Annotated in this window: 15 protein-coding genes; 1 reads left to right on the top strand and 14 read right to left on the bottom strand. The window is 73.4% G+C overall.

The annotated features are described in order from the left end of the window. Nucleotides 1–15: 15 nt before the first annotated feature. The 12 genes from ABT023_RS21325 to ABT023_RS21270 all read right to left on the bottom strand — a co-directional run bounded on the left by ABT023_RS21325 (nt 16) and on the right by ABT023_RS21270 (nt 11,632). A complete protein-coding gene (locus ABT023_RS21325) occupies nt 16–1,332 on the bottom strand; it encodes a helix-turn-helix domain-containing protein (RefSeq protein ID WP_350888133.1) in 1,317 nt (438 codons plus the stop codon). Nucleotides 1,333–1,402: 70 nt separating this feature from the next. Further along, nucleotides 1,403–2,728, bottom strand: a complete 1,326-nt coding sequence (locus tag ABT023_RS21320) for a helix-turn-helix domain-containing protein (RefSeq protein ID WP_350888132.1) — start codon at nt 2,726–2,728, stop codon at nt 1,403–1,405. 58 nt (nt 2,729–2,786) lie between these two features. Next, a complete protein-coding gene (locus tag ABT023_RS21315; protein ID WP_350888131.1) occupies nt 2,787–3,446 on the bottom strand; it encodes an acVLRF1 family peptidyl-tRNA hydrolase in 660 nt (219 codons plus the stop codon). 83 nt (nt 3,447–3,529) lie between these two features. Next, a complete protein-coding gene (locus tag ABT023_RS21310) occupies nt 3,530–4,156 on the bottom strand; it encodes a LysE/ArgO family amino acid transporter (protein ID WP_350888130.1) in 627 nt (208 codons plus the stop codon). Nucleotides 4,157–4,762: 606 nt separating this feature from the next. Next, nucleotides 4,763–5,218: a metal-sulfur cluster assembly factor gene (locus ABT023_RS21305; protein WP_350888129.1), complete on the bottom strand. Its 456-nt coding sequence runs from the start codon at nt 5,216–5,218 to the stop codon at nt 4,763–4,765. 76 nt (nt 5,219–5,294) lie between these two features. Beyond that, nucleotides 5,295–5,768, bottom strand: coding sequence for a Fe-S cluster assembly sulfur transfer protein SufU (gene sufU / locus ABT023_RS21300; protein WP_350888128.1), 474 nt, complete (start codon nt 5,766–5,768; stop codon nt 5,295–5,297). Next, nucleotides 5,768–7,072 carry a cysteine desulfurase gene (locus ABT023_RS21295; protein ID WP_350888127.1) on the bottom strand — a complete coding sequence of 435 codons (1,305 nt, stop codon included), beginning with the start codon at nt 7,070–7,072 and terminating at the stop codon, nt 5,768–5,770. Before ABT023_RS21295 ends, sufU begins: the two co-directional genes overlap by 1 nt. A 20-nt stretch (nt 7,073–7,092) precedes the next feature. Beyond that, nucleotides 7,093–7,866 carry a Fe-S cluster assembly ATPase SufC gene (sufC, locus tag ABT023_RS21290; RefSeq protein ID WP_350888126.1) on the bottom strand — a complete coding sequence of 258 codons (774 nt, stop codon included), beginning with the start codon at nt 7,864–7,866 and terminating at the stop codon, nt 7,093–7,095. After that, nucleotides 7,866–8,210 carry a non-heme iron oxygenase ferredoxin subunit gene (locus ABT023_RS21285; protein WP_350888125.1) on the bottom strand — a complete coding sequence of 115 codons (345 nt, stop codon included), beginning with the start codon at nt 8,208–8,210 and terminating at the stop codon, nt 7,866–7,868. The genes sufC and ABT023_RS21285 overlap by 1 nt, the downstream gene beginning before the upstream one ends. Continuing rightward, the gene (gene sufD / locus ABT023_RS21280) at nt 8,210–9,352 is read right to left on the bottom strand and encodes a Fe-S cluster assembly protein SufD (RefSeq protein ID WP_350888124.1); all 1,143 of its coding nucleotides are present in this window, start codon (nt 9,350–9,352) and stop codon (nt 8,210–8,212) included. Before sufD ends, ABT023_RS21285 begins: the two co-directional genes overlap by 1 nt. Before the next feature lie 82 nt (nt 9,353–9,434). Beyond that, the gene (gene sufB / locus ABT023_RS21275) at nt 9,435–10,865 is read right to left on the bottom strand and encodes a Fe-S cluster assembly protein SufB (RefSeq protein ID WP_350888123.1); all 1,431 of its coding nucleotides are present in this window, start codon (nt 10,863–10,865) and stop codon (nt 9,435–9,437) included. Further along, nucleotides 10,862–11,632, bottom strand: a complete 771-nt coding sequence (locus ABT023_RS21270; RefSeq protein WP_350888122.1) for a helix-turn-helix transcriptional regulator — start codon at nt 11,630–11,632, stop codon at nt 10,862–10,864. The genes sufB and ABT023_RS21270 overlap by 4 nt, the downstream gene beginning before the upstream one ends. Nucleotides 11,633–11,730: 98 nt before the next feature. On the opposite strand from ABT023_RS21270, the gene ABT023_RS21265 reads away from it, so the two are divergent. Beyond that, a complete protein-coding gene (locus ABT023_RS21265; protein WP_350888121.1) occupies nt 11,731–12,687 on the top strand; it encodes a COX15/CtaA family protein in 957 nt (318 codons plus the stop codon). Nucleotides 12,688–12,730: 43 nt separating this feature from the next. Here the strand turns inward: ABT023_RS21265 and ABT023_RS21260 are convergent, their stop codons facing one another. Together ABT023_RS21260 and ABT023_RS21255 are read right to left on the bottom strand one after the other, a co-directional pair. After that, nucleotides 12,731–13,654 (bottom strand): ATP-grasp domain-containing protein, encoded by a 924-nt coding sequence (locus tag ABT023_RS21260; RefSeq protein ID WP_350888120.1) that lies wholly within the window; start codon nt 13,652–13,654, stop codon nt 12,731–12,733. A gap of 7 nt (nt 13,655–13,661) precedes the next feature. Then, on the bottom strand, nt 13,662–13,997 hold the full coding sequence (locus tag ABT023_RS21255; RefSeq protein WP_350888119.1) for a hypothetical protein: 336 nt from the start codon (nt 13,995–13,997) through the stop codon (nt 13,662–13,664). Nucleotides 13,998–14,220: the final 223 nt, after the last annotated feature.

Raw genomic sequence — 14,220 nt, 5'->3', positions numbered from 1 at the left:
GACGGCTGGCGGGCGTCAGGTGGCCGGGCGCACCGCCGAGGGCGGGCGCTCGCCGAGCCGCTCCACCGCGCGCAACCCTTCACGCATCAGGTCCAACGCCTCGGCGGGCCGGCCGGCGGAGGCGAGGTGATCGGCCAGCGCCAGCACGGTGCCCGCCAGCTCGCGCCGCCGGCCGGCGGCGCGGAACCCCTCGGCCGCCGCCCGCAGGTAGCGCTCCGCCCCGGGCCGGTCGCCGGCGTCCGCGCGGAGCAGTCCGCGCACCCGCGCCGCCCGGGCGGTGCCGGGACCCTCGCCGCCCCGGTCCAGCACCTCCCCCACCAGGGCGTCCGCCGTCGCCGGCCGGCCGAGCGCCCGGTACGCCTCGGCCAGCTCGACCGCGGCGTCCCCGGCCAGCTCCGGCTGGCCGGCGGCGCGCAGCGCGTCGTACGCGGTGGTGAGATCCGCCAGCGCGCCCGGGACGTCCCCGGCGGCCCACCGGCCGCGCCCACGGGCCCGGTGGCACGACGCCAACTGCACGTCCAGCGTGGCCTGCCGGGCGGCCTGCCGGGCCTGTTCCACCGCCGTGGCAGCCTCCGCCGTGCGGCCCCCGGCCAGCAGGCTGCCCGCCACCGTCAGGTGCAGCCCGGCCACCCGGGCCGGCTCGGCCAGCACCGCCAGGGCCAGGGCCTCCGCCGCAGCCTCCGCCGCAGCCGGCTCGTCGTCGAGCTGGAGGTGGCAGACCGCGAGCTCCGCGTGCAGGGTCAGCAGCGCAGCGGGATCCGGAAAGCCGTCCCGCACCAGCCCGTCCCGGGCAGACGCCAGCAGGTACGTCGCGTACCGGAGGTCGCCACCGCGGCCCACCAGCACCGCGCGGACGACGGTCGCCTCGGCGCGCACGTGCGGCGCCGCCTCCGCCAGCAACTCCTCGGCCCGTTCGAGCTGCGCCGCCGCCTCGCCGGCGTCCCCTCGCCGCAGGGCGAGGCCGGCGAGGCCCAGCCGGGCCCGGGCGACCAGGACCGGGGCGTCCAGCGACGCGGCGGCCGAGATCACCTCCCGGTAGCCCGTGCCCGCCCCGGCGGGATCGGCCGGCCCGGCGCAGTCGGCCTCGACCAGCCGCAGGTGCAGGCACACCACCTCGGCCGGGGAGCGGCCGGTGGTCAGATCGACCGGGGTGACTCCGAGCCGCTCGGCGAAGTGGGCGACGGCGTCTGCCGAGGGGATGCGCCGGCCGCCCTCCACCGCGGAGACGTAGGCCGCGGTGTAGCGCGGCTCGGCCAGGGCTCGCTGAGTGAGCCCCCGCGCGGCGCGCAGCCGCTGGAGGCGGGCACCCACCTGGTCCCGTTTCTGCGTCACCGACGCCGCCCCGCCGCGCGACGGCCGCCCGCGTCAGCCCTCCCACCGCACCCCGCCGCGTGTCGGGCGCTCACGTCAGTCGCTCCGCCGCGCGCAGGCCCCGGCGCAGCACCTCGGCCGCCCCCGGGCGGTCCCCCTCGGCGAGCAGCGACTCGCCGAGGTGCCGGCAGGCGACGACGACCTCCCCCATCAGCCCGGCCTGCTCGTACCGGTCGGCCGCCCGGGACAGCAACCGGCGGGCGTCCGCGCCGACGCCCCGGCCCGCGTGCACCAGGCCGAGCACGAGGTCGGCCTCCGCCATCAGCTCCCGGTGCCGGCACTCGGCCGCCGTCCGGGCGGCCTCCCCGGCCAGTTCCTCCGCCTCGTCCAGCGCGCCCTCCCGGCGGCGGGACTCGGCCAGTTCCAGGGTCGCCCCCGCGTGGTCGAGCACGGCACCGACCGCGCCGAGCATCTCCCGGGCCCGGCGCAGCTCCGGACCGGCCTCGCCGGGCCGCCCGGCCCGGCGCAGCACGTACCCCCGGGCCCAGTGACACAGCGCGATCTCCCGGGTGAGTCCCAGCTCGGCGTAGCGGCGGACCGCCTCGCGCAGGTAGCGGTCGGCCTCGTCCAGCTCGCCGTCGCGCCGGAGCTGGCCCGCGACGGCGTAGAACTGGGCCACCCACTCTCCCCTGGTGGCCCGGCTCAGCAGCGGCAGCACGTCCCGCTCCAGCCGGCGGGCCCGATGCCGCCAGCTCAGCTCCAGGAACGTGTACATCAAAGCGTTGGTCAGCCGCAGCTCGGCGTCGGGGTCCACCGGCGGCGACGCCCGCAGCTCCCGCAGCCCCTCCTCCAGCACGGCCACCGCGCGGGGGGCGTCCCCGTCGACGAGCAGGCAGTAGGACTGTCGGGCGAGCACTGCCGCGCGCAGCGCGGAACAGTCCGCCGGCAGCTGCGCCGCCAGCCACGCGTAGCCCGCCGCGGCTGCCGGTGCCCTGCCCCGGTGCAGGTCCGCCTCCGCCGCGTAGTACCGCGCCCAGCCGCCCAACTCAGGCAGGTGGTAGTCGTCGGCCCGGCGACCGATGTCGGCGAGCGCGCGGTCCGCGGCGTCGAGGTCGCCGGCCGACAGTGCTCGCCGGGCCGCCGCCAACTCCCCGGACAGCCGGGCCGCCGCGTCTGCCGGCCGCCCGTAGCGCAGGTCGTCGACCGGCAGCCCGAGCCTGTCCGCGACGTGAGTCAGCGCCTCCGGGCTGGGGGTACGGGTGCCGGACTCGATCGCGCCGAGGAACGCCCGGGTGTACCGGGGCGCGGCGACCTGCTGCTGGGTCAGCCCCCGGGCGGTGCGCAGGCGGCGGATCCGGTCGCCGAGACGCTCCCCGCCCGGGCCGGCGCCACCGGAGACGCCGTCCGTCGCCTCCATCCCGACCCCCTTCGCGCGCTGCCGCCAGCCTAGTGGCCCGTACACGCGCGTCGATCGGTCAGGGGGCGGCCGGTCCGGGATCCCGGACCAGGACCCGCACGGCGCGGGCCGCGTCCACCGCGGAGACCAGCACCGCGCGCCGGGGCTCCGGCACGTCGAGCAGCCGGTCGGCGCGCAGCGCGGCCAGCGCGGCCAGCCGCCGGTCCGCCAGCACGGTGTCCACCGCCCGCCGATCGCCCCCGCCGACCAGGGCGGTGAGCGTGGCGGCCTCGGGCAGCAGCAGCCGGACGGCCAGCTCGACCGCGTCGCCCAGCGCCGCCTTCGCCTGGTTGTCCCGGCGTCGGGCGAAGCGCTGCTGGGACCAGCCGCCCGCGGCGGTGCGCCCCTGCACGTACCGGGTGTCGACCTTGGACACCACGATGTCGCCCCCCTCGGCGATCCCGACCGCCACCGCGCCCTTACGGGCGAGCAGCAGCCCGATCCGGCGCGGCGCGACGACGGCGGCCACGAACCCGGCGACGTCGAGGGTCGGGGGTACGCCCGGCGGGGCGTGCAGCTCGGCCGTCGCCCCGTCCGGGGCGGCGAGCAGCAGGCCGTACTCCTGAGGGCTGGTGGTCGGCGGGCCGTGCCGGTCGGCGAAGCCCTCGATCCAGCGGGCGACACGGGCCGGGTCGACCTCGACCCACCGGCCGCCCCCTGCGGCGGGTCGACTGGTCACCGCCCGACCGTACGGCACGACCGGGCCGCGCAGGGAGCAGCATCCGGTTCCGGTCGAGACACCCGTTCGGCCAGGGCGGCCCGTCAGCGCGTGAGCAGCATGACGACCGCGAGCGCCCCGATGATCGCGCTGGAGACCAGGGCGGTCACCAGCCTTCCCCTGGGCCCGGTCAGCGCCCGGCCGACCAGGGTGCCACCGCCGGCGATCAGCAACTGCCAGCTCGCCGAGGCGAGGAACGCTCCGGCCACGAAGAGGGCGGCGGATGGGCGGTCCGGGCCGACCGCCTCGCCGCGCCCGAGCACGAGCGCCACGAAGTAGACCACCGTCGCCGGGTTGAGCAGGGTCAGCGCCAACACCCCGGCGAAGGCCCGCCCCGGGGTGCCGAGGCCCCGGCCGCCGCCCGCACCGGCAGACGTGGGGCGCGGGCGCAGCGCCCGCCACGCGGTGTGCCCGGCGAGGGCGAACAGCACGACTGCCGCCACCAGCCGCAGCGGCCCGGCGATCGGGGTCACCAGGCCGGCGACCGCCACCCCACCGAGCACGGCGACGGCGGCGTAGAGACCGTCGGCGGTCGCCACGCCGAGCGCGGCGGCGGCGCCGACCCGGAACGACGTCCGCGCGCTGAGCCCCAGGATCAGCACGGCGATCGCGCCGACGGGCACGGCGACGCCGTAGCCGGCCACCAGGCCGGCGAGGAACGCCGCCGTCATGACGAGGTGCGGCGGGTCGAGACGCCGCCGGGCGAGGTCCGCTGTCGGGACGCGGTGTCGGCCGCGCGGACAGGGGCCTGCGTCAAGTACGCCTCGATCATGGCCTCATCGTCGGCCCTGGCCCTTCGGCTCGCGAGCGATTTCCTGGCCCTGGCGCCCCAGGCGGCACCACCCCATGCGCATGGTCACGCTGCGTCATCCCGCCGCCTCGGAACGCCGAACGACCTCGCCCCCTTTGCTCTGCTGCCGTCAGAGCAACACCGGCAGCGAGCAGCCGCTTCACGACGCAGGCCAGTACGGACGGACGGCGGGGATCGTCACGCTCCGCGAGCGTTGCATGGAGGGCAGTAGTGCAAAGGTGGCCTTGGCGGGTGTCGCCCACGGGCGGCGACGGTGGGGCGAGGTGGCGCGATCTGCGCCCCGACATGTCAGGAGCCGGCGGGCCAGGCGGCCAGGCGGGCGGCAGACCGGGAACCCCGGCGGGCGGCAAGTGGGTGTGGGGCCGCCGGGACGGCGACGCGGAGCAGGCGCTCCGGACGAAGAAAACGCCGCGAGCGTCCCCCTGGGCGGGGACACGCTCGCGGCGCGATGTGGTGCGGGCCTACTTCAGACGTTGAAACCGAGGGAACGGAGCTGGTCGCGTCCCTCGTCGGTGATCTTGTCGGGGCCCCACGGGGGCAGCCAGACCCAGTTGATCCGGATGTCGTCGACCAGCCCACCGCCGGGGCCGGTGGTCAGCGCCTGCCGGGTCTGGTCCTCGATCACGTCGGTCAGCGGGCAGGCCGCCGAGGTCAGCGTCATGTCCAGGGTCGCGACGTTGTCGTCGTCGACGTGGACGCCGTACAGCAGGCCGAGGTCGACCACGTTGATGCCCAACTCCGGGTCGACGACGTCCTTCATCGCCTCCTCGACGTCAGCGACGGCGGCCTTGCCGCCGGCCGCCGCACCGTTGGCCGCCGCACCGTTGGCCGCCGACGTGGCCGGGCCCTCGGTGGCCGGAGCCGAACCGTCGGTCGCCACGGCGCCGGCGCCCGGCGTGGTGGCAGTTTCCTCGCTGCTCATGCCGTCCCCTCGTTTCGCTCGGCACCGGCATGAGCTGTGCCGGCACTGTGCCGATGATTCGCTCGCTGACGCTCGCTCATGCCTTCACCTCCGGGCTCGCGCCCACCCCGGCGCGTGCCGCGGCGTCCTTGAACGCCATCCACGGCAGCAGCGCGCACTTGACCCGGGCGGGGTAGCGCGCGACACCCGCGAACGCCACCCCGTCACCGAGCACGTCCTCGTCCGGCGTGACCTGGCCACGGCCGGACATCAACTCGACGAACGCCTCATGCACCGCGAACGCCTCACCCGCGCCCCGACCGCGCAGCAGCTCGTGCAGCACGCTCGCCGACGCCTGGCTGATCGAGCAGCCCAGGCCGTCGTACGAGATGTCGTGCAGCACGTCGCCGTCGGTGGCGACCCGGACGGTCACCTCGTCGCCGCAGGTCGGGTTGACGTGGTGCGCCTCGGCGACCTGGTCGGCCGGGTCCTCGGCGTCGCGCAGGCCACGACCGTGCGGGCGCTTGTAGTGGTCCAGGATGATCTCCTGGTAGAGCTGGTCGAGCTGCATCAGTCGAACACCTTCCGCACCTGCTCCAGACCGCCCACCAGGGCGTCGATCTCCTCGGTGGTGGTGTACAGGTAGAACGAGGCCCGCGTCATGGCCGGCACGCCGAACCGGGTGCACACCGGCTTGGCGCAGTGATGGCCGACGCGCACCTGCACGCCGAGCGAGTCGAGCACCTGGCCCACGTCGTGCGGGTGGATGTCGCCGAGCGCGAACGAGATCGTCCCGCCCCGGCCCACCGGCACGGTCGGCCCGAATATCCGCAGGTCGGGCACGGCGGCGAGGGCGTCCAACGCGTACGCCGTCAGCTCCTTCTCGTGCCACTGGATCGCCCGCATGCCGATCCCGGTGAGGTAGTCCACCGCCGCGCCGAGCGCCACGGCCTCGGCGATCGGCGGGGTGCCCGCCTCGAACCGGGCCGGCGGGGCGGCGAACGTCGACCGGGCCATGGTGACCGTCTCGATCATCGAGCCGCCGCCGAACACCGGGGGCATCGCCGCGAGCAGCTCGCCCCGGCCCCAGAGCACGCCGATGCCGGTGGGGCCGCACATCTTGTGCCCGGTGAAGACGATGAAGTCGGCGTCGAGGTCGACCACGTCGATCGGCTGGTGCGGCACCGACTGCGAGCAGTCGAGCAGCAGCAGCGCCCCCACCTCGCGGACCCGCGCGGTGATCCGGGAGGTGGCGTTGACCGTGCCGAGGATGTTCGACATGTGCACCAGCGAAACGATCTTCGTCCGCTCGGTGACCAGGTCGTCCAGCCCCGACTCGTCCAGTCGCCCCTGGTCGGTGACCGGGAACCAGCGCAGGGTCGCGCCGGTGCGCTCGGCCAGCAACTGCCACGGGACGATGTTCGAGTGGTGCTCCATCTCGGAGATCACGATCTCGTCGCCGGGGCCGAGCCGGAAGCGTGGGTCGGCGTCGGGCCGCGGCGAGGCGTTGGAGAACGCGTACGCCACGATGTTGATCGCCTCGGTGGAGTTCTTGGTGAACACCACCTCGTCCACGCTCGGCGCGTTGACGAACGCGGCGATCTTCGCCCGCGCGCCGTCGTACGCCTCGGTCGCCTCGGTGCCCAGCGTGTGCACCGAGCGGGACACGTTGGCGTTGTGCAGCGCGTAGTGCTCGGCGAGCGCGGCGAGCACCTGGCGCGGCTTGTGCGAGGTGTTCGCGCTGTCGAGGTAGACCAGCGGGTGCCCGTTGACCTCCCGGTCGAGAATCGGGAAGTCCGCGCGCACCGCCGCCACGTCGAAGCGCGGCACGTCGTCGAACTGCGGCATCCCCTCGGGGATCGTGATGGTGGTCATCTGCGTGACCGGCCCCTTCCTCAGGCCCGCGCCGAGCCGGCCCCGGCGGCGTACCGCTCGTAGCCCTCGGCCTCGAGCTTGTCGGCCAGCTCCGGGCCGCCCTGCTCGACGATCCGACCGGCGACGAAGACGTGCACGAAGTCCGGCTTGATGTAGCGCAGGATGCGCGTGTAGTGGGTGATCAGCAGCAGGCCGGTGTCGCCGGTGTCGCGGACCCGGTTCACGCCCTCGCTGACCACCCGCAGCGCGTCGACGTCGAGGCCGGAGTCGGTCTCGTCGAGGATGGCGATCTTCGGCTTGAGCAGCTCCAGCTGCACGATCTCGTGCCGCTTCTTCTCGCCACCGGAGAAGCCCTCGTTGACGTTGCGCTGGGCGAACGCCGGGTCCATCTGGAGGCGCTCCATCGCGCCGCGCAGCTCGCCGCCCCAGGTGCGCAGCTTCGGCGCCGTGCCGTCGATCGCGGTCTTGGCGGTACGCAGGAAGTTGGCCACCGAGACGCCGGGCACCTCGACCGGGTACTGCATGGCGAGGAAGAGCCCGGCGCGGGCCCGCTCGTCGACGGACATGGCGAGCACGTCCTCGCCGTCCAGGGTCACCGAGCCGCCGGTGATCTCGTACTTCGGGTGACCGGCGATGGAGTACGCCAGGGTGGACTTGCCGGAGCCGTTCGGGCCCATGATGGCGTGGGTCTCGCCCGACCTCACGGTCAGGTCGACGCCGGCCAGGATCGGCTTGAGCTCACCCTCGGGCAGCTTGACCGACACCTTCAGGTCGCGGATCTCCAGGGTGCTCATTATCGGGTCACTCCATTACTCGGCATCGGGCGGCCGTCGGCGCCCACGGGAAGGTAGATGTCGCCGTCGCGGATCTCGACGGCGTAGACGGGAACGGGTTCGGTGGCGGGGAGCCCGGTCGGCTCACCGGTACGCAGGTCGAAGCGGGAGCCGTGCAGCCAGCATTCCAGCGTGCAGCCCTCGACCTCGCCCTCGGAGAGGGCGACCGCGGCGTGCGAGCACTCGTCGTGCACGGCGTAGAACCGGTCGTCCTCGCCGTGCACGAGGGCGACCTGTGTGCCGTCGACGTCGGCGCTGATCACCGTGCCCTTCGGCACGTCCTCGGTGGCACAGATCCGGATCATCAGGCGCCCGTCCTGGCCAGCCGGGCCTCGATCGCGTCACCGAGCCGCTCGCGCAACTCCTCGACCGGGATCTTGTTGATCATCTCGGCGAAGAAGCCGCGGACCACCAGGCGGCGGGCCTCGCCCTCCGGGATACCCCGGGCCATCAGGTAGAAAAGCTGCTCGTCATCGAAACGGCCGGTCGCGCTGGCGTGCCCGGCGCCGGCGATCTCGCCGGTCTCGATCTCCAGGTTCGGCACGGAGTCCGCCCGGGCACCGTCGCTGAGCAGCAGGTTCCGGTTGATCTCGTACGTGTCGGTGCCGGTCGCCTCGGCCCGGATCAGCACGTCACCCACCCAGACCGTGTGCGCGTCCGCGCCCTGCAACGCGCCCCGGTAGCCGACATAGCTGCGGCAGTCGGGCACGTTGTGGTCGACGAGTTGGCGGTGCTCCAGGTGCTGGCCGCCGTCGGCGAAGTAGACGCCGTACAGCTCGGCCTCGCCGCCGCGCCCGGTGTACTCCACCGAGGTGTACTGCCGGACCAGGTCGCCGCCGAGGCTGACCTGGATGTGCACCACCTTGGCGTCCCGGCCGAGCTTCACCCGCAGGTGCTGGGCCTGCACCGCGTCGGCGGCCCAGTCGGCCACGGTGACCAGGGTCAGCTTCGCCCCGTCGGCCACCGACACCTCGACGTTGTCGGCGAGGGTCGCCGAGCCGACGTGCTCCAGCACCAGGGTCGCCTCGGCGAACCGGCCCACGTCGACGAAGGTGTGCCCGAACGCCAGGTGCTCGGCGCCGGCGCCCACCACCCGCAGGACCACCGGCTCGCCGACCACCGCGTCGCGGGCCACCTCCACCAGCAGCGCCTCGCCGGCACCGCCGTACGCCAGCGCGCTGACCCGGTCGACCGGGGTGAGCACGCTGCCCACCCGTGGGTCGTCCTTGCCGATCCGGGAGACGGCGACGCCGGAGGGCAGGTCGCCGTACTCGTGCCGGACCGCGCCGGTCGAGGCCTGGGCCTCGCCGACCAGCCCGCGCAGCCGCTTGAGCGGGGTGAAGCGCCACTCCTCCTCCAGGCCGGTGAGGGCCGGGAAGTCGGCGACGTCGTACGAGCGGAGCGCCTGCGACTTGGTGCTGGGCGGCGCGGAAGCCTGGGTAGTCATCTCTTCCTTGGTCTGTTCTGCGACGACGGTGTCTGGGGCGGGGGGACGGGCCGGTGCGACCGGCCGTCCGGGGCGGGCGGGGTCAACCGACCGCGCCCTCCATCTGGAGCTCGATCAGGCGGTTCAGCTCAAGGGCGTACTCCATCGGGAGCTCCTTGGCGACCGGCTCGATGAAGCCGCGCACGATCATCGCCATGGCCTCGTCCTCGCTCAGGCCCCGGCTCATCAGGTAGAAGAGCTGGTCATCGCTGATCTTGGAGACGGTCGCCTCGTGCCCCATCGACACGTCGTCCTCACGGATGTCGACGTACGGGTAGGTGTCCGAGCGGGAGATGGTGTCGACCAGCAGCGCGTCGCACTTGACCGTGCTGCGGCTGTGGTGCGAGCCCTCCAGCACCTGCACCAGACCCCGGTACGAGGTGCGGCCGCCGCCCCGGGCGATCGACTTGGAGATGATGGTGGAGGAGGTGTGCGGCGCGGCGTGCACCATCTTGGCGCCGGCGTCCTGGTGCTGGCCCTCGCCGGCCATGGCCACCGAGAGCACCTCGCCCTTGGCGTGCTCGCCGGTCATGTAGACCGCCGGGTACTTCATGGTGACCTTGGAGCCGATGTTGCCGTCGACCCACTCCATGGTCGCGCCCTCGTGGCACACGGCCCGCTTGGTGACCAGGTTGTAGACGTTGTTCGACCAGTTCTGGATGGTCGTGTAACGGCACCGGGCGTTCTTCTTGACGATGATCTCCACGACCGCGCTGTGCAGCGAGTCGGACGAGTACAGCGGCGCGGTGCAGCCCTCGACGTAGTGCACGTACGCGCCCTCGTCGACGATGATCAGCGTCCGCTCGAACTGGCCCATGTTCTCGGTGTTGATCCGGAAGTACGCCTGCAGCGGGATCTCCACCTGCACGCCCTTGGGCACGTAGATGAACGAGCCGCCGGACCACACGGAGGTGTTCAGCGCGGCGAACTTGTTGTCGCCCACCGGGATCACCGTGCCGAAGTACTCCTTGAAGACGTCCTCGTGCTCCTTGAGCGCGGTGTCGGTGTCCAGGAACAGGACGCCCTGCTCCTCAAGGTCCTCGCGGATCTTGTGGTAGACGACCTCGGACTCGTACTGCGCCGCGACGCCGGCGACCAGCCGCTGCTTCTCCGCCTCGGGGATGCCCAGCCGGTCGTAGGTGTTCTTGATGTCCTCGGGCAGGTCCTCCCAGCTGGTGGCCTGCTTCTCCGTGGACCGGACGAAGTACTTGATGTTGTCGAAGTCGATCCCGGTGAGATCGGCGCCCCAGGCCGGCATCGGCTTGCGGCCGAACAGCCGCAGACCCTTCAGGCGCAGGTCGAGCATCCAGGCCGGCTCGCTCTTCTTCGCCGAGATGTCCCGCACCACAGCCTCGTTGAGGCCACGCTGGGCGGTGGCGCCGGCGACGTCGGAGTCGGACCAGCCGTACTCGTAGCGACCGAGGGCGGCGAGCTGCTCCTCCTGGGTCAGGGGCTGGACGATCTGCTCGGTCATCTATCTGTCCTCACAGTGGTGACGGTTCTACCGGACTGGGCACGCCCCGGCTGGGCGGGGATGTGCGTGGTGCACACCCCGTCGCCGTGCGCGATGGTGGCCAGGCGCTGCACGTGGGTGCCGACCAGGCGGGAGATCACCGCGGTCTCGGCCTCGCACAGCTGGGGGAACTCGGCGGCCACGTGCGCCACCGGGCAGTGGTGCTGACAGAGCTGGCCGCCGGAGGCGATCGTGGACGCGCTGGCGGCGTAGCCCTCGGCGGTCAGCGCCCCGGCGAGCGCCTCGGCCCGCGCGAGGGGGTCGTCGCCGGCGTCCTCCATGGCGGCCCGACAGCGGCCCTCCAGGGCGGCGACCTGGTCGGCCGCGAACGCCTCCACCGCCTTGGAACCGCTGTTGCGGGCGATCCAGCGCAGCGCGGCGGTGGCGATGTTGTCGTAGTGGTGGGTGCCGCAGCGGCCCCGGGCCGCGTCCGTGAGCACGAACACCTTCGCCGGGCGGCCCCGCCCCCGGCTGCCCCGGACGGTCTGCTCGCGGGCGGTCACGTCGCCGTCGACGAGCATCGCGTCGAGGTGCCGGCGGATCGCCGCCGGGCTGAGCCCGAGCGCCGAGCCGAGCTGCGCGGCGGTGGTCGCCCCCCGCTCCAGCAGCAGCTGGGTCACCCGGTCCCGGGTGGAGAGGTCGGTCGCGGCGGAACCGGCGGACACGGGCGTGCCGGCGACCGGACCGGTCACCGGCTGTCGCCCGGAAAGCGCCGCCGTGTTTTTCACAACGCCAACGTTACGTAATTCGCCGGAGGCCCGCAAACCGGGGTCCCGGTGATCCGAGCCACCGGCGCGGCGGAGTCACCCGATCGGGGTCCACTACGTTGCGTAGGATTTGCCCCGTGAAGCGATCCGTCCGGTTCCCGGCCTCCACCACCCTGCTGCGCCGCCTGGCGCTCGCCTCGATCATCGCGAACGTGGCCATCGTGGTCACCGGCGGGGCGGTTCGGCTGACCGCGTCCGGCCTCGGCTGCCCCACCTGGCCCAGGTGCACCGACGCGTCGTACACGACGACATCGGAGATGGGCGTGCACGGCGTCATCGAGTTCGGCAACCGGCTGCTCACCTTCGCCGTCGGCGCGATCGCGCTGGCGGTGGTAGTGGCCGTGCTGCTGCACGGGGCGCGGCGGCGGGCCCTGCTGCCGCTGGCGATCGGGGTTCTGTTCGGCATCCCCGCGCAGGCGATCCTCGGCGGGATCACCGTGCTGACCAACCTGAACCCGTGGGTGGTCGGCCTGCACTTCCTCGCCTCGATGGCGGTGATCGCGGTCGCCTACGCGCTCTGGCGGCGCATCGACGAGCCGGACGGCCCGACGGCACCCACGGTGGCGAGGCCGCTGCGGACGCTGGCGCTGGTCACCACCGTGGTGAGCGTCGCGGTGCTGGTGATCGGCACCTGGGTCACCGGCAGCGGCCCGCACGCCGGCGACCAGGGCGCGGCCCGCAACGGCCTCGACCCGCAGTCGATCTCGCAGGTGCACGCCGACGGGGTGTTCCTGCTGATCGGGCTCTCGGTGGCACTGGTCTTCGCGTTCCGCGCGGTCGGCGCCCGACGGGCCGAGCGGGCCGCCGTCGTGCTGGTCGTGGTGGAGCTGAGTCAGGGCCTGATCGGCTTCGTCCAGTACTTCACCCACCTGCCCGGGGTGCTGGTCGCAGCGCACATGCTCGGCTCCTGCCTCGTCCTGCTCGCCACCCTGGCGGTGCTCTGGTCGACCCGGGAACGCCACCCGACCCAGACCCCGGCGCCGGCCAGGATCAGCACCGTCCCGGCAACCGTCTGACCGTCCCGTCCCGCGCGGGCCCGCGCGGGACGGACGGTTGGGGTCACCGGGGGTGGGACAGGTGGGTGAGGATCGCTTCGGCCAGGCGCTCGGGGGCACCGTCGGCGTACCCGAGGAACAGGGACGGCTCGGTCAGTTCCAGCTCGACCAGCACGGGTGACCCGTCGGGGCCCGGGATGAGGTCGACCCGGGCGTAGAGCAGGCGCTCCGACCCGCCGGGAACCGCCGCCAGGCTCCGCTCGGCGACGGCGAGCTGGTCGGGGGTGGCCGTCCGGGAGCTGATGTCCTCAACTTTGTACAGCCCGTCGGGGCCCAGGTCGGGGCCGGTCAGCATCGGGCCCTTGCGGATCGCGTGGCTGAACCGGAGCCCGTCCGGCCCGGCCAGGTACAGCAGCGCGGTCTCCCCCGCCGTGTCCACCGCCGTCAGGTACGGCTGGACCATGGTCACCCGGCCGGCCCGGGACAGCCGCCGCACGTGGGCCGTGGCCAGCTCGCGGTGCCCGGGGTCGGCCAGGTCGTACCGGCCGGTGTCCTGACTGCCGGCGCTGACCGCCGGCTTGACCACGTACTCGCCGTGGGTGGTCGGCGGTTCCCAGCTCTCCCCCGGCAGGACCCAGCCGGTCGGCACGGTGGGCACGCCGGCGGCCGACAGGTCGCCGAGGTAGCGCTTGTCGGTGTTCCAGCGCACCACGTCGGCCGGGTTGACCAGCCGGGGCACGGTGTCGGCCCAGGCCACGAACTCGTCGCGACGCAGCGCGTAGTCCCAGGGCGAGCGGATCACGACCAGGTCGTACGCGGCCCAGTCGACCGCCGGGTCGTCCCAGACGGCGACCGTGACCGAAACGCCGCGCCCGGCCAGCGGGGCGAACAGGAGCCGCTCGTCCGGGTCGAGGTCGGACAGCTCGGCGCACGTCACGAGAGCGACCCGGGGTTCCCCCCGGGCCGGCTGGTGGTGGTGTTCGGTCATCCGGGCGTCAGCGGGCCATCGCGCGCCGGGCCATGGACCGCCACAGGTCGTTGCTCGGGCGCATCTGGTCCATCAGCTCCCGCTCCCAGGCGTTCTCGACGGTGACTCCCGCCCTGGCGCACGCCTCCCGCGCGACGCCGGTGTCCTCCGCGAACTGGTCGCCCCAGGCCCCGTCGGAGCCTACGAGGACGATGCGCGCGCCGCGCTTGCCGACGTACTCGATGACCGCCCTCGCCCCGCCGTGCCCGGCGGCGAAAGACTTGATGCCCGCGACCAGACCGTCGGGGGTCTGGTCGGCGACGGTCTGCTGAGCCGCCAGCGTCGTATCGGAACCTTCTGCCATGACGCGAAGCCTAAGCAGAGTTCCCTTGTGACGTGCGAGAACCATGAACTATTTGTGATGCCCATTACCCGACCGTTTAAGGAAGCCCACAGGTGCTTCGCACGTATTTATCCGACTTAAACGGCTATAACTCAGCGACAAAGTCACCCGTTGTCACCGGAGTTGAGTGAACCCGACTCAGGGTGAAAATCATTCTGATAGGTCACCAAAGGTGGACAACTCA

The sequence above is a fragment of the Micromonospora sp. NPDC002296 genome (assembly GCF_040296145.1).
Lineage (GTDB): Bacteria > Actinomycetota > Actinomycetes > Mycobacteriales > Micromonosporaceae > Micromonospora.
This window is presented reverse-complemented; position numbering and strand designations above follow the sequence as displayed.

Coding starts and splice junctions, on each gene's coding strand:
- ABT023_RS21305 (WP_350888129.1), bottom strand. CDS start 5,218: ATGAGCAGCGAGGAAACTGCCACCACGCCGGGCGCCGGCGCCGTGGCG.
- ABT023_RS21255 (WP_350888119.1), bottom strand. CDS start 13,997: ATGGCAGAAGGTTCCGATACGACGCTGGCGGCTCAGCAGACCGTCGCC.
- ABT023_RS21295 (WP_350888127.1), bottom strand. CDS start 7,072: ATGACCACCATCACGATCCCCGAGGGGATGCCGCAGTTCGACGACGTG.
- ABT023_RS21310 (WP_350888130.1), bottom strand. CDS start 4,156: ATGACGGCGGCGTTCCTCGCCGGCCTGGTGGCCGGCTACGGCGTCGCC.
- ABT023_RS21285 (WP_350888125.1), bottom strand. CDS start 8,210: ATGATCCGGATCTGTGCCACCGAGGACGTGCCGAAGGGCACGGTGATC.
- sufD (WP_350888124.1), bottom strand. CDS start 9,352: ATGACTACCCAGGCTTCCGCGCCGCCCAGCACCAAGTCGCAGGCGCTC.
- sufC (WP_350888126.1), bottom strand. CDS start 7,866: ATGAGCACCCTGGAGATCCGCGACCTGAAGGTGTCGGTCAAGCTGCCC.
- sufU (WP_350888128.1), bottom strand. CDS start 5,768: ATGCAGCTCGACCAGCTCTACCAGGAGATCATCCTGGACCACTACAAG.
- sufB (WP_350888123.1), bottom strand. CDS start 10,865: ATGACCGAGCAGATCGTCCAGCCCCTGACCCAGGAGGAGCAGCTCGCC.
- ABT023_RS21260 (WP_350888120.1), bottom strand. CDS start 13,654: ATGACCGAACACCACCACCAGCCGGCCCGGGGGGAACCCCGGGTCGCT.
- ABT023_RS21320 (WP_350888132.1), bottom strand. CDS start 2,728: ATGGAGGCGACGGACGGCGTCTCCGGTGGCGCCGGCCCGGGCGGGGAG.